Raw genomic sequence first — 14,024 nt, forward strand, 5'->3', positions numbered from 1 at the left:
TCAAGCCACCAGTCGCCAGACCGGCTTCAAGTCTTCCGGCAATGGCGGCGCCTTGCCAAGATCGACATAACTCTCATCAGGACCATGAAAATCCGAGCCGCGTGAGGCATGGAAAGCATAGTGCCGTGCGAGACGGGCAAAGTGCAGGATATGGTCCGGCGAATGGCTGCCACAGGTCACTTCAATGCCCTGTCCGCCCACATCCTTGAAATCATCAAGGAAATGGCGCATTTCAGCACCGGACATCTTGTAGCGGCCGGGATGAGCCACGACCGCGATACCGCCAGCACCATTGATCCACTTGACCGCAGTCTCCAGACTGATCCAGCGATGATCGACATAACCAGGTTTGCCCGGCGTCAGATAATGCTGAAAAACGCTCGACACGTCGCGAGCTATGCCTATCGACACCAGATAGCGGGCAAAGTGTGCGCGGGAGATCAGGCTTGGGTTGGTCACGAAACACAAGGCCCCCTCGTAGACACCGTGGATGCCAATCGCATCAAGCGCGTCGCCCATGCGTCTGGCGCGTTCGACACGACCTGAGCGCAATTCTTCAAGGCCACCGGTCAATGCCGAATTTGCAGCGTCGAAACCAAGGCCAACGATATGTATCGGGACACCGCGCCACTCAATGGATATTTCGACGCCATTCACAAAGCGCATGCCGACTTCTTCAGCCGTTGCTTTGGCTTGCACCAAGCCGCCGATATCATCGTGATCTGTTAACGCCCAAAGATCGACGCCATTCGCCGCGGCGCGCCGAGCGACATCCTGTGGCGGCAAGAATCCGTCAGAAACGATGGAGTGGCAGTGAAAGTCAAAATTGGCTGGCGTCACGGATAAGCAATTGAAGGCAAACGAAGAGTTTAGCACGAAGGCTGCCCGGCTTGACCCTCCTTGTGCAGTGCAGCAGGTTGATTAGACCCGAGCATCCCGCTATAGTGCCTTCCGTTCCATGGGAGAGTGCAGATTCATCTGCCGCCGAAGGCGCAAAACCACCCGAAAACGCTCAGGCAAAAGGACCGCGGAACACGGCGCAAGCCAAAAAACTCTGGAGAGCGATGGCGGCCATTGGTCGACATCCACCGATGGGGCAAATCTCTCAGGTATCGAGGACAGAGGGGTGAAACGCAAGATGTGTGTCTTTCGTTTCACCCCTTTTTCGTTTCTAGAACTGACGTTAGATAACGTCTGTAAAGGATTGATATGCTGAAGAAAACAGTTTTGAATGCCGCTCACCGCGCGATGAATGCCCGGATGGTCGATTTCGGTGGTTGGGACATGCCGGTGAACTACGGTTCGCAGATCGAGGAACACAACGCGGTCCGCAACAACTGCGGCATGTTCGACGTGTCGCACATGTGCCCGGTTGATGTCGTCGGCCCCGATTGCCGAATTTTCCTGTCTCGCCTTGTCGCCAATGACGTGGCCAAGCTGAAGGTTTCCGGCAAAGCACTTTACGCTGCCATGCTCAACGATGCCGGCGGCGTCATTGACGACCTGATCATCTATTTCCTGACCGACACGCGCTTCCGCGTTGTCGTTAATGCCGGCACCGCCGAGAAGGATCTGGCCTGGATGCAGGCCAAGATTTCCGAATGGCAACTGGACGTCACCATTACCCAACGCCGCGATGGCGCAAACAACCTTGGCATCATCGCCGTGCAGGGCCCCAATGCCCGCACCAAGGTCTGGGAAGTGCTGCCGCAAGCCAAGGCTGCGACCGAAGGCCTGAAGGCTTTCTTTGCCGCTGAAATCGATCAGTATTTCATCGCCAGCACCGGCTACACCGGCGAAGACGGCTACGAGATCATGCTGCCGGCCAGTGAAGCCGAAGCGCTATGGAACCAGCTCAACGCCGCCGGCGTGGCCCCTTGCGGCCTCGGTGCTCGCGACACGCTGCGCCTCGAAGCCGGCATGAATCTCTACGGTCAAGATATGGACGAGACGGTTTCGCCGCTCGACGCCGGACTGGCATGGACGGTTTCGCTGAATACCGACCGCGATTTCGTCGGCAAGGCAGCGCTGGTTGCCAATGGCCAGCAAAAGCAGTTCCTCGGCCTGATCCTGCTCGACAAGGGCGTGCTGCGCGGCCACCAGAAGGTCATGACGCCACAGGGCGATGGTGAAATCACATCCGGCAGCTTCTCGCCGACGCTCCAGCAGTCCATCGCCCTCGCCCGCCTGCCGCTCGGCGTGCAAATTGGCGACGAAGTCGAAGTCGACATCCGTGGCAAGGCGCTCAAGGCCAAGGTCACCAAACCCGTATTCGCCCGCAACGGCAAAGCAGTCATCTAATTACCCCCATTCAGGAGAAAACCATGTCCAACGTCCTCGCCAACCTCAAGTACGCCGCCTCCCACGAATGGATGCTGCTCAACGCTGATGGCTCCGTCACCATCGGCATTACCGACCACGCCCAGGAAGCCCTCGGCGACCTCGTTTTCGTCGAACTGCCGGAAGTCGGCACCCATTTCGATGCAGAGAAGGAAATCGCCGTCGTCGAATCCGTCAAGGCCGCTGCTGACGTCTATGCGCCGATCGCCGGTACCGTCACCGAAGTCAATCAGGCCGCTGCCGACGCGCCGGAATCAGTCAACCAGGATGCCTACGCTGCCTGGCTGTTCAAGATGACCCCGGACAATGTCGCCGACCTCGACAAGATGCTCGACGCCGCCGCCTACCAGGCCGTCGCTGACGCCGCCTAAGCAAGGACAGCCCATGCCGCTCAATCAACCGCTCTCCGCCCTGGAGCAGCACGACGAGTTCATCGGTCGTCACATCGGCCCATGCGCCACTGAAATCGCGGCCATGGTGGCCGCCATCGGTGCCGACAGCCTCGAAAACCTGATCGACCAGACCGTTCCCGCCGCCATCCGCCTGCCGGCAGACTTGCCGCTGCCGGCCCCGCGCCGCGAACATGAGGCGCTGGCTGACCTCAAGGCACTGGCCAGCAAGAATGTGGTTAACAAATCCTGCATCGGCATGGGCTACTACGACACGCTGACACCCAAAGTCATCCTGCGCAATGTCATGGAAAACCCGGGCTGGTACACCGCCTACACGCCCTATCAGGCCGAAATCGCCCAAGGCCGCCTTGAAGCGCTGATGAATTTCCAGCAGATGGTGGTCGATCTGACCGGCCTTGAAATCGCCAACGCCTCGCTGCTCGACGAAGCCACTGCCGCCGCGGAAGCGATGACCATGGCCCGCCGCGTCTCCAAGTCGAAATCCAACCGTTTCCTGGTCGATGCCAACTGCTTCCCGCAGACCATCGACGTGGTCAAGACCCGTGCAGCCTATTTTGGCTTCGAATTGGTCATTGCCACGGTCAACCCGGAAAAAGACCCGAAAATCGAAAACGATGAATTCTTCGGCGCGCTACTGCAATACCCCGGCGACAACGGCGAAGTCAGCGACCTGACCAGCCTGATCGGCAAACTGAAAGCCAAGGGCACCACCGTTGCCGTCGCCTCCGACCTGATGGCCCTGCTGCTGCTCAAGTCGCCCGGTGCCATGGGGGCCGACATTTCCCTCGGCTCCAGCCAACGCTTCGGCATCCCGATGGGTTTCGGCGGCCCGCATGCCGCCTTCTTCGCCACCCGCGAAGCCTTCGTTCGCTCGATGCCCGGCCGCATTATCGGTGTCTCCAAGGATGCGCGCGGCAACACCGCCTACCGCATGACGCTGCAAACCCGCGAACAGCATATCCGCCGCGAGAAAGCCAATTCCAACATCTGCACCTCGCAGGTGCTGCTGGCCAATATGGCCGGCATGTACGCCGTCTATCACGGCGCTGAAGGCCTGCGCCTGATTGCCGGCCGCATTCACCGCCTGACCGCGATCCTCGCCGAAGGCCTCAAGCGCGCTGGCGTCAATCTGCTGACCAAGCAGTTCTACGACACCGTCCATTTCGACCTTGGCGCTCGTGCCGAAACGGTCTACCACGACACACTGGCAGCCGGTTATAACCTGCGCCGCGTCTCGGCTGGCGTGCTCGGCATTTCCTTCGATGAAACAACAACGCGCGACGATGTCACCACCCTGTTCAAGCTGATCGCCGAGGTCACGCTCGACATGGAAGCCATCGATGCGCAAGTGGCCGCCGCTGACTCCGCCCTACCCGACGCGCTGATCCGCAGCGATGCCGTCCTGCAGCACCCGGTGTTCAACACGCACCACACCGAACACGAAATGCTGCGCTACCTGAAGTCGCTGCAGAACAAGGATCTGGCGCTCGACCACTCGATGATCTCGCTCGGCTCCTGCACCATGAAGCTGAACGCGACCAGCGAGATGATTCCCGTCACTTGGCCAGAATTCGGCGGCATGCACCCCTTCGCCCCGCGCGATCAGGCGGTCGGCTATCTGGAAATGATCGCTGGCCTGACTGAATGGCTGAAGATCGTTACCGGCTTTGACGCCATTTGCATGCAACCTAACTCCGGTGCGCAGGGCGAATACGCCGGCCTGGTCGCCATCGACCGCTACCATGCCAGCCGCGGCGAAGAACACCGTAACGTCTGCCTGATACCGAAATCGGCCCACGGCACCAACCCGGCAACCGCCCAGATGGCCAACATGAAGGTCGTCGTCGTCGATTGCGACGACAACGGCAACGTCGATTTTGCCGACCTCAAAGCCAAGGCCGAGGCGCACAAGGACGACCTGGCCTGCCTGATGATCACCTACCCGTCCACCCACGGCGTGTTCGAAGAAGCGATCAAGGACATCTGCGCCGTCGTACATGCCAACGGCGGCCAGGTGTATATGGATGGCGCCAACCTCAACGCCCAGGTCGGCCTGACCTCGCCCGGCTTCATCGGTGCCGACGTCAGCCACATGAACCTGCACAAGACCTTCGCCATCCCGCATGGCGGCGGCGGACCGGGCATGGGCCCGATCGGCCTCAAGGCCCATCTGGCGCCGTTCATGGCCGACCACGTCGTCCAGCCAACCGGCGACGCCAACCGCGTCAACGCCGGCCAGGGTGCAGTGTCTGCAGCACCTTTCGGCTCTGCGTCGATCCTGACCATTTCCTGGATGTACCTGGCCATGCTCGGCGGTGAAGGCGTCAGGAAGGCCACACAAGTGGCCATCCTCAACGCCAACTACGTGGCGCGAAAGCTGACTGCGCACTACCCGGTACTCTACGTCGGCAAGAACGGCCGCGTCGCCCACGAGTGCATCCTCGACATCCGCCCGATCAAGACTGCCACCGGTATCGCCGAAATCGACATCGCCAAGCGCCTGATGGACTACGGTTTCCACGCACCGACAGTATCCTTCCCGGTCGCCGGCACGATCATGGTCGAACCGACGGAATCCGAATCGAAGGCTGAACTGGACCGCTTCATCGCAGCCATGATCAGTATTCGCGAAGAAATCCGCCAGATCGAAAACGGTGTTTGGGCTGCCGACAACAATCCACTGAAGAATGCCCCACATTCGCAGGCGGATGTCATCGATACCGACTGGAAGCATCCGTACAGCCGGCAACAAGCTGTCTTCCCGCTGCCCTGGGTGGCTGCCAACAAGTTCTGGCCAAGCGTCAATCGCATCGATGATGTATATGGTGACCGTAACCTGAACTGTGCCTGCCCACCGATGGAGGCTTACGCCGACCTATGACCGTTGATCTCTCTGCCATCGCCAAGTGGCCAAACGTCCCTGCCTGTTACGACTGGTTGTCACTTGACCGACGTGGCGACTGGCGATTGCAGGGAGAACGCGTCACCCATCACGGCTTCATCGCCCTGCTCAACCGGCAATACGGGGTCGATGACCGTGGTTGCTGGTTCGTGCAAAACGGCCCGCAACGTGTTTTTGTGGCGCTCGCGTACACCCCGTGGGTATTCCGGCGCGAGGGTGAATCCTTTGTCTGCCACACCGGCGAGCCAGCCGGTGAAATCCAGGCCATCTACCTCGACGAAGAAGGCAGCATTCTGCTTGAAACAGCGCTCGGTATCGGCCTGCTCGACGATCGTGATCTAGCGCTATTTGTTTCAGAATTCCAGGACCGTAATGGCCAAGCCTGTGCCGATGAAGCCTTGGTCAAGCTGATGGAAAGCGGCGCCGGCGATATTAGTTGGCACAATCACCCACTGCAGTCGATTGCTGCGGTCAACGTCAAAAAACGCTTTAAATTCGAAACAAGCCCGCAGCCTTGAGCAGCGCTCAATCGAGACCGTAAGTAGCCAGCCAATCGGCTATCTCGGGCAAGGCCGTCGACGCATCGTCCAGCAACGCGGTATTAGCCTGCAATAGCAGCTTGCGTTGACGTGCATTGAGCTTGTGCGGGAAGACGGGTTCCAACTTGACAACCAGATCGCCGGCCGCCTTTTTGCCACGTCCAGGATAGCCTTTGCCAGCCAGGCGCAAGCTCCGTTTTTCTGCCGCCCCGGCGTCCAGCGTATGGCAAAGCACCCCCGCCAATGACGGCACATTGATCTCGCTGCCAGCCATCATGGCCAACGCGCTGACCGGCATCTGAAAATGAAGGTCGCGACCACGCAGTTCGTACAATGCATGCGTATGAATAATCAGCGTGAGAAATAGATCACCGGCCTCAAGCTCCTCATCCCCCGGCTCCCCCTGGCCGATCAGGCGCAGTTCATCACCTTGCAGCATTCCGGGCGGAACGCGAATTTCCAGGCTGACCTCGGCCAGCTCCCGACCACTGCCGCCGCAGTCCGCACAAATCCGTTCAGTAAAAAATCCCTTCCCTGCACAATCCTCGCACCGCACCAGATTGCGCCTGGCATCGTGCACCCGACCGCTGCCATGACAGGTATCGCAGAAACGCGTCTTGGTCATGCCGTGCTCGCCGCTACCCTCACAGGTCGGGCAATCGCTGCCACGGGTGTAATGAATCGTCTTGTGGCACCCGGCAGCCGCTTCTTCGAGGCTCACTTCAAGGTTCAAGCGAATATCGGATGCCTTGGCAACGGCCTCCTCTACGTCGGGGGCCGGTGTCTCATTTTCCGAATATTCCGTTTTTGGCTCATTTTCCGGGTCGACCGCAAGAAGTGCTTCGTAAGCAGCATTGATCTCCTTGAAACGCTCGGTTGCCTCGGGACTATCGTTGCGGTCGGGATGCCAGCGCATCGCCAGGCGACGGTAGGCGCGCTTCCATTCAGCGGGCCCGGAATCGGTGGCAACACCAAGAACGGTACGGATCCGGATCTCATTGCCTACTTGTCACCACGGCTGGCTGTATTCGGCAAAACCTGGCCGATCAGGTCTGAGATCAGACGGGCAGTCGCGCCGTAGCGGTCGCGGTCGGGGTTGTATTCGACAATTTCCGGCCCTTGAAGCCCGGCATACCGGCAGACAGATGGATGGCCATGAGCGCATCACGCGCCACCAGGCCATCGGGCTCGGGACTGCCGACACCCGGTGCCAGTTGCGGGTCAATCGCATCCAGATCAAGGGTGACACCAAACCCGGCTGGTGCGGCCGAGACAATCCCGACGGCCTCGTCCAGGCAATCGACAAAACCGCGTTGATGCACCTCTTCGCTATCGATGATGCGAACCCCCATGCGCTGCAAGAACTCGAATTCCTCTGGTTCATAACTGCGTGGTCCCAGCACGACTGTATGCTCGGCACTGATCTGCACGCCGCTCAGGCCAATATCGAGCAAGCGTTTGTCACCGCGACCGAGCAGACAGGCCAGCGGCATGCCATGGATGGCGCCGGAATAGCTGCTTTCCGGCGTGTGACTATCAAGATGGGCATCGATCCACAACAGTCCGAGCGGCTCGCCCAGCACGCGCGCCACCCCGCTCCACGTGCCAATGGCGACGGAGTGATCGCCGCCAATCACGACTGGAAATTCGTCAGCCCGCAGCGTCAATGTGACTTCGTCTGCCAAGTCCTTGCACAATTCTGCGATGCGTCCCGCCGTCGATGAACCATCGTCATCCGGCGCGAACAAGGTCTTTCCCCAGTCAAGCAACGGATGACGCTCAAGCTCGTGCCAAGCCTGCGAGCGGTGAAAGGCCATCGGCCCGTCTTCACACGCCTGATCCTGCGCACCGATACCGCTGGCAGCACCAATAATGCGGATACGCGCGTATTTTTTCAGGTGGAAGGGTTTCATAGCTGAGGTAGCGTGAAAAAACGGGGTGCCGACAACGCTGTCAGCCCTGACGATACCGCCGCGCGGCAAAACGGCAAATTATAGGTCATGCCGATGACCAACGCCTGACATGCATCGACTATTCCCCGGTCTTGCCCAGCAACAAACGCCTTAACTCAGCCACTTCGGCCTCCAGGATCGTCACGCGTTCCCGCAACACTTCTATTTCCTAAGTTCCTACACCAAGCGACCTTCCAGGCAGAGCGGCTTCCAATCGATGGCTGACCACTCAGCACATGCATCCAGCGATTCTCGCGTGACCCCGGCAGGCGCGGCAACTCGACGACCATGGCGCCGTCCGGACGGCTGGCCAACTCTTCCAGAAAAGCCTCGACCGAGGAGATATCCGCGAATTTATGCAAACGTTCGCAATTCAGGCGCAACTCACCCGCGGTCTGCGGCCCGCGCAGCATCAGCACCGTCAGCAAGGCAGACGCCTGCGTTGGCACGCCCAGCCCTTTCTCCAGATGATGCTCGAAGCGGCTGACACGGCTACCGCTGACCTCGCGCACCAGCCCCAGCTCCTTTGAGGACATCAATCGCCTGGAGAATTTCTCCTTCACTGGTCTCGATCACCGGATTCCGGCTTGTTTCTGATTACAGCCCGAAAGCAATGCATTGACCGAGAGCGGATAGGTATCGGGAACCGTGCGCTGTTTTTCCACCAGCGTGCCAAGCACGCGGGTTTCAAGTAGCGACAGTACGGGTAGTGAATCAGCCATGAGAAGGCGCTTTCCTGAAAATATTGTTGGTTTGTTGCCTAGACCGGCGCGAGCTGTGGCGGTTCCACCCGTTCCGGATCACGCAACCAAGCCCGATAAATCTGCAGTGCCACATGGGCATCGTTGGCGGCGTATAACAACTGGCGGTCATTGAGGCGTGGACTGGCCCAGTTACTGGTACCGACTTTTTTCGATTTTTGAAATTTCTGACCGAAATAATGAGCAACAGCCACCTTCGCCCCCACCGTGCCACGATGGCCTGGGCCACGTAGTACTTCACCAAGATCGAGCACATTGGTCAATTCGATGCCCAGTCGCGAACGCAAGGCGGTGCGGTCATTCCCCAAACCGAAACCAACCTTGAGCAGATTCGGCACCGCCAGAACCCGTCTCAGCACCTCGTGGTTCATGGCGAACAGGACCGGAAAAAGAAACACATGGTCATCAGTCGCCAATTGCACCAGATGCGGGCCAGTAGATACCTCCCCCCTTGCGAAAGGTCGGCTTCGACTCGGTATCGAACCCAATCGCTGGCACAGCCAATAGTTCGGCCATTGCCCGCTCGGCGAGCCCGGCATTGTCAACCAGCGTGATCCTGGCCATCGGCACGCCCGAATAAACCGGTAGTTCGCTCGCCGCCAACATGCTCCGGCTGATGGTCACTTCGCTCAAAATGCGATGCTCCAAACATCCCCCATCGTCGTTATCGTCGGCATCGATGTATCCTTGTTCTTTTTAGCAGACGCCAGTGTATGGGATCACGTCGACCTGCGGGCCTTTTCTACCGGCTATTGGCCCTGTTTTTCCGCCCGGCCGCGCCCTTGTCAGATTACGCCCGTGCCCGGCAGCTTATTGCTGCAGTCGACCGCGGCGGTGTCCCGCTCAATCCAGCGAAAGTCAATGCGATCGCCCGCGATCTTGGCCTTGACGTTCAGCGCCAGGCGCCCGTGGAAAATACCCTCGAACGCATCCGCCAGGCGCTTGCTCGCGCCACCGACCATGACTAAGCCCTGGTTCCTGCATACGATCGAGTGCGTCGACGGCAGCATCTACACCGGCATTGCCGTCAACGTAGAAGCCCGCTACCAGGCCCACTGCCAAGGCACCGGCGCCCGCTATACGCGCTCCCATCCACCGGAAAAATTACTGGGCTATGAAAGCCATGCTGACCGTTCGTCAGCCTCCAAGGCAGAGTATCGAATCAAGCAACTGACCGCAGCGGAAAAGCAGCGATATGCAACGATGCTCACTCAGGCAACATGACCCCGCCCCACCGGCAAAGCTGCCCACTACAGGCCGCCTCCGCAGACTTGGATCATCCTGCAGCAGATCGAGTTCTATCTACCCAGAAACCGTGCAACAAAGCACCCGCAAAGATCCCGGCCAGCGCGATCAGGAGATCGAAATTGCCTGCCCCCAGGCCGGCAATCGCGGGCCCAGGACAAACACCACAGATCCCCCAGCCCAATCCAAAGACAACCCCACCCAGAAAGCTGCTGCGGTCCAGCTGAAACGGACGCTGCTGGAAGTCAGCACCCAAGATGGATTTGTCAAAAAAGCGGGGCAACAATTGATAAACAACCAGATTGACGCCTACAGCGCTCAACAGGACGATCAGCAGACCCAGATCGCTGAAACTCAGGAATTCAAGCACTGACTCGGGCCTGATCATCGTTGAGACAGCGAGGCCAAAACCAAATAAGAGCCCGGCGGACAGCGTGCCAAACGTATCGAGAACTACAGAATTTTTAGCCATTCTCACACCCCCAGCAATCTGAAAGCCGAATTCGTGGCAATCGCCATGGCCAGAAAAGTACAAACCATGACCAGCGAACCAGGCGACAGCGAAGCCAGGCCACAAATACCGTGACCCGATGTGCAACCGCCACCCAGACGCGCCCCAAAACCAATCAACAAGCCTCCCAGCGCGAGCTTCCAAGCTGGCAGATGACTCGGCTCCACCGGCAAGCCAAACAAGGAATAAAGCAAACCACCAAGGAGCAAGCCCAGTGCATAGACCAGGCGCCAGTGGCGAGTATCCAGAAATGAGGCCTGCCGGAAAAACGGCGTCCGCACAAACCAGGACCAAGCCGCGCTGAAGAACGTACTCACCCCGCCAGGGCGTCCAGTGGTGGCATAAAGCAGCGCCACGCCAACTCCCATCAAAATACCGCCAATGGCATAGTGGCTCACGCCGTTGGGAAACATTGCAGAAATCATGGCGTCACCAGAAAAATATAAGTCCGACTTTGGCAATCAATCACATCCAACCGAGTTAACGCGGCATCCTGTGAATTCAGGGACTAAAATACCGGTTGATCAAAAAACTGGATTTTAGGCACAGGGTAGATTACTGACAGCCGCGACCATCGCGGCAACCGAATTCTGGAAACCGGCCCTTGGCTTGTTTCGAAGGACGACGCCGAATATTGGGCTGACATTCTCCGTACCATGGGTTACAAGACCCACGTCGAGCGAATGAACGGGGATATTTCGGGTGGTGGTCAATCCACTGATGCCTTGGCCAGCGCCCTTGCATCCATGGCGTAACGCCCTAACAAAATCCCATGGCCAGTATTGCCGGGTCATCAATCAGATTCTGCATGGCGTAAGCCGCCGTTCGGTTAGCCGTGATCCACACCTGCGTTGCAAGCCTGACAACAATTTCAAGCATTTTATTTACTGCCCTGAAGATGGGTCCAACAAAAAAGCGCCCTGAAGGCGCTTGTTTGCTTGATAGTTGGCGGACACGCAGGGATTCGAACCCTGGATCCAGGTTTTGCCCGGATGCACCCTTAGCAGGGGTGTGCCTTCGACCACTCGGCCACGTGTCCATCAAGAGGCGCGGATGATATAGCCTCCGCGCCCTTTGGTCAAACTTCAAATTGATTACTGATCAAGGCCGAAAGTACGATGCAGCACACGAACGGCCAATTCCAGATACTTTTCGTCGAGAACGACGGAAATTTTGATCTCGGAAGTAGAGATCATCTGGATGTTGATGCCTTCATCGGCCAGGGCCTTGAACATCTTGCTGGCCACGCCCGGATGGGAACGCATGCCGACGCCAACTGCGGAAACCTTGCAGATCTTGTTGTCGCCGGTTACTTGACGCGCGCCCAGCTTGACCTTGGTTTCTTCGAGGATGCCTTGCGCCTTGGCGTAGTCGCCGCGATTGACAGTAAAGGAGAAGTCCGTGGTGCCGTCATGGCCAACGTTCTGGATGATCATGTCGACGTCAATGTTGGCGTCTGCGATGGCACCGAGAATTTGATAGGCGATACCCGGGGTGTCCGGAACGCCGAGCATGGTCAGCTTGGCTTCGTCGCGGTTGAAAGCGATACCGGAGATGATCGGTTGTTCCATGTTCTTGTCTTCCTCAACAGTGATCAGCGTGCCTTCCCCTTCATCCTGGAAGCTGGACAGCACGCGCAGTTTGACCTTGTACTTCCCGGCGAATTCGACCGAGCGAATCTGCAGCACCTTGGAGCCGAGGCTGGCCATTTCCAGCATTTCTTCGAAGGTGATGGTGTCGAGCTTCTTGGCTTCGGGCACGACGCGTGGGTCTGTCGTGTACACACCATCGACATCGGTGTAAATCTGGCATTCGTCGGCCTTCAGCGCAGCAGCAAGGGCTACGCCGGAGGTATCGGAACCACCACGGCCAAGCGTGGTGATGTTGCCGTGCTCGTCAACGCCCTGGAAGCCCGCGACAACAATCACGTTGCCGGCATCGAGGTCACGCCGCATGTTGGCTTCTTCGATCGACAGGATGCGCGCCTTGGTATGGGTGCTGTCAGTCAGCACCTTGACCTGGCCGCCGGTATAGCTCTTGGCCTTGCAGCCGATGTCCATCAACGCCATGGAGAGCAGGCCGGTAGTGACCTGTTCGCCGGTGGACATGATGGCATCCAGCTCGCGCGGATCGGGATTGGCCTGAACTTCCTTGGCCAGCGCAATCAACTTGTTGGTTTCGCCGCTCATTGCTGATACGACAACCACCACTTGATGGCCCTGTGCCTGGAACCTGGCAACGCGTTTGGCGACATTCTTGATGCGTTCGGGATTTCCGACCGACGTACCGCCGTATTTTTGAACAATCAACGCCATGGATTTATCCGGTTAAACGTTGGAAACATGAAAAAGAGGGCGGGATTTTACCCCACCCGGTTCTTTTCCCGAAGAAAAACGATGTTCAGAGATCTGCCAATGTACGCAAATGGGCGCCAACGCTACGCGCCAGCGAGGTCATCACGTAACCACCTTCAAGCATGGAGACGATGCGCTTGTTGCACATTTCAGCTGCCAGCTTCTTCAAGTGATCAGTAACCCAGGCGTAGTCCTTTTCGAGGAACTTCAGATTGCCCATGTCGTCCTCGTAGTGGGCGTCGAAGCCAGCCGAGATGAAAATCATCTGAGGTTTGAATTCCTTGAGACGCGGCGTCCAGACTTGCGTCACGGCATCGCGGAATTCCTCGCCGCCACACCCGGCGGCGAGCGGCACGTTGCACATGTTGGCTGCTGGCTTGTCGGTACCGCTATAGGGGTAGAACGGGTGCTGAAAGATGCTGCACATCAACACCTGCTCGTCTCCAGCGAAGCAGTCTTCAGTGCCATTGCCATGATGCACGTCGAAGTCGATGATCGCCACGCGTTCCAAACCATGCGCCTTGATGGCATGGCGGGCAGCAACGCCAACATTATTGAAGAAGCAGAACCCCATCGGGTTGGCTTTTTCAGCATGATGGCCGGGAGGACGCACGGCGCAGAAGGCATTTTCAATCTCCCCCTTCATCACCAGGTCGACCGCGTGACAACCGGAACCGGCAGCACGCAAGGCGGCGTTCCAAGTGTACGGATTCATCGCGGTATCCGGATCAAGGTGCACAACGCCATGTTCCGGCGATGAGCGTTTGATGCGCTCCAGATGCGAGGCGGGGTGAACACGGAGCAACTGTTCGAAGGTGGCGAGTGGCGCGTCGTAATAGACGAAATACGCGTCAATTCCCTGAGCGATCAAGTGATCGTTGATGGCAGTCAGACGTTGCGGGCATTCCGGGTGATGCGAACCCATATCGTGCAATTGGCAATCACGATGGGTAATGATGGCAGTGGTTGTCACTTGTTCTCTCTCTTGGTCTCTCTCTTGGTCTCTC

12 protein-coding genes, 1 tRNA gene, 3 pseudogenes and 2 riboswitches are annotated in these 14,024 nt (G+C 58.3%); of the genes and pseudogenes, 6 read left to right on the forward strand and 10 right to left on the reverse strand.

Annotation, left to right across the window (positions count from 1 at the left end):
* Complete coding sequence (locus IPJ12_02555; GenBank protein ID MBK7646066.1) at positions 1 to 840, reverse strand: PHP domain-containing protein; 840 nt, start codon at positions 838 to 840, stop codon at positions 1 to 3.
* A gap of 109 nt (positions 841 to 949) precedes the next feature.
* Positions 950 to 1,038: riboswitch (glycine riboswitch) on the forward strand.
* Positions 1,039 to 1,044: 6 nt separating this feature from the next.
* Positions 1,045 to 1,132, forward strand: a riboswitch (glycine riboswitch).
* Between the two features lie 77 nt (positions 1,133 to 1,209).
* On the opposite strand from IPJ12_02555, the gene gcvT reads away from it, so the two are divergent.
* From gcvT to IPJ12_02575, 4 genes are read left to right on the forward strand one after another with little or no spacing between them, the layout of a single operon-like run.
* Positions 1,210 to 2,301 (forward strand): glycine cleavage system aminomethyltransferase GcvT, encoded by a 1,092-nt coding sequence (gcvT, locus tag IPJ12_02560; GenBank protein ID MBK7646067.1) that lies wholly within the window; start codon positions 1,210 to 1,212, stop codon positions 2,299 to 2,301.
* 23 nt (positions 2,302 to 2,324) lie between these two features.
* Positions 2,325 to 2,711 (forward strand): glycine cleavage system protein GcvH, encoded by a 387-nt coding sequence (gene gcvH, locus IPJ12_02565; GenBank protein ID MBK7646068.1) that lies wholly within the window; start codon positions 2,325 to 2,327, stop codon positions 2,709 to 2,711.
* Between the two features lie 13 nt (positions 2,712 to 2,724).
* Positions 2,725 to 5,634, forward strand: coding sequence for an aminomethyl-transferring glycine dehydrogenase (gene gcvP, locus IPJ12_02570; GenBank protein MBK7646069.1), 2,910 nt, complete (start codon positions 2,725 to 2,727; stop codon positions 5,632 to 5,634).
* On the forward strand, positions 5,631 to 6,173 hold the full coding sequence (locus IPJ12_02575; protein MBK7646070.1) for a DUF2946 family protein: 543 nt from the start codon (positions 5,631 to 5,633) through the stop codon (positions 6,171 to 6,173). The genes gcvP and IPJ12_02575 overlap by 4 nt, the downstream gene beginning before the upstream one ends.
* A gap of 7 nt (positions 6,174 to 6,180) precedes the next feature.
* Here the strand turns inward: IPJ12_02575 and IPJ12_02580 are convergent, their stop codons facing one another.
* The 4 genes and pseudogenes from IPJ12_02580 to IPJ12_02595 form a co-directional block, all read right to left on the reverse strand.
* Complete coding sequence (locus IPJ12_02580) at positions 6,181 to 7,110, reverse strand: DnaJ domain-containing protein (GenBank protein ID MBK7646071.1); 930 nt, start codon at positions 7,108 to 7,110, stop codon at positions 6,181 to 6,183.
* Between the two features lie 86 nt (positions 7,111 to 7,196).
* Positions 7,197 to 8,107, reverse strand: a pseudogene (locus IPJ12_02585) (arginase).
* Between the two features lie 155 nt (positions 8,108 to 8,262).
* Positions 8,263 to 8,868, reverse strand: a pseudogene (locus IPJ12_02590) (YceH family protein).
* 38 nt (positions 8,869 to 8,906) lie between these two features.
* Positions 8,907 to 9,513, reverse strand: a pseudogene (locus IPJ12_02595) (3'-5' exonuclease domain-containing protein 2).
* 107 nt (positions 9,514 to 9,620) lie between these two features.
* On the opposite strand from IPJ12_02595, the gene IPJ12_02600 reads away from it, so the two are divergent.
* On the forward strand, positions 9,621 to 9,875 hold the full coding sequence (locus IPJ12_02600; GenBank protein MBK7646072.1) for a hypothetical protein: 255 nt from the start codon (positions 9,621 to 9,623) through the stop codon (positions 9,873 to 9,875).
* Positions 9,868 to 10,131, forward strand: coding sequence for a GIY-YIG nuclease family protein (locus IPJ12_02605; GenBank protein MBK7646073.1), 264 nt, complete (start codon positions 9,868 to 9,870; stop codon positions 10,129 to 10,131). The genes IPJ12_02600 and IPJ12_02605 overlap by 8 nt, the downstream gene beginning before the upstream one ends.
* 52 nt (positions 10,132 to 10,183) lie before the next feature.
* Here the strand turns inward: IPJ12_02605 and IPJ12_02610 are convergent, their stop codons facing one another.
* From IPJ12_02610 to IPJ12_02630, 5 genes are all read right to left on the reverse strand, one after another.
* Entirely contained in the window at positions 10,184 to 10,624 is a 441-nt protein-coding gene (locus IPJ12_02610) for a YeeE/YedE family protein (GenBank protein ID MBK7646074.1), read from the reverse strand.
* A 2-nt stretch (positions 10,625 to 10,626) separates the two neighbouring features.
* Positions 10,627 to 11,088 carry a YeeE/YedE family protein gene (locus tag IPJ12_02615; GenBank protein ID MBK7646075.1) on the reverse strand — a complete coding sequence of 154 codons (462 nt, stop codon included), beginning with the start codon at positions 11,086 to 11,088 and terminating at the stop codon, positions 10,627 to 10,629.
* 521 nt (positions 11,089 to 11,609) lie between these two features.
* A tRNA-Ser gene (locus tag IPJ12_02620) sits at positions 11,610 to 11,702 on the reverse strand.
* 55 nt (positions 11,703 to 11,757) lie between these two features.
* Entirely contained in the window at positions 11,758 to 12,978 is a 1,221-nt protein-coding gene (locus tag IPJ12_02625) for an aspartate kinase (protein ID MBK7646076.1), read from the reverse strand.
* Positions 12,979 to 13,063: 85 nt separating this feature from the next.
* Positions 13,064 to 13,990, reverse strand: coding sequence for a histone deacetylase family protein (locus tag IPJ12_02630; protein ID MBK7646077.1), 927 nt, complete (start codon positions 13,988 to 13,990; stop codon positions 13,064 to 13,066).
* Positions 13,991 to 14,024 lie beyond the last annotated feature (34 nt).

This window comes from Betaproteobacteria bacterium, from assembly GCA_016709965.1.
In the GTDB taxonomy this organism is placed as follows: domain Bacteria; phylum Pseudomonadota; class Gammaproteobacteria; order Burkholderiales; family Rhodocyclaceae; genus Azonexus; species Azonexus amarohabitans.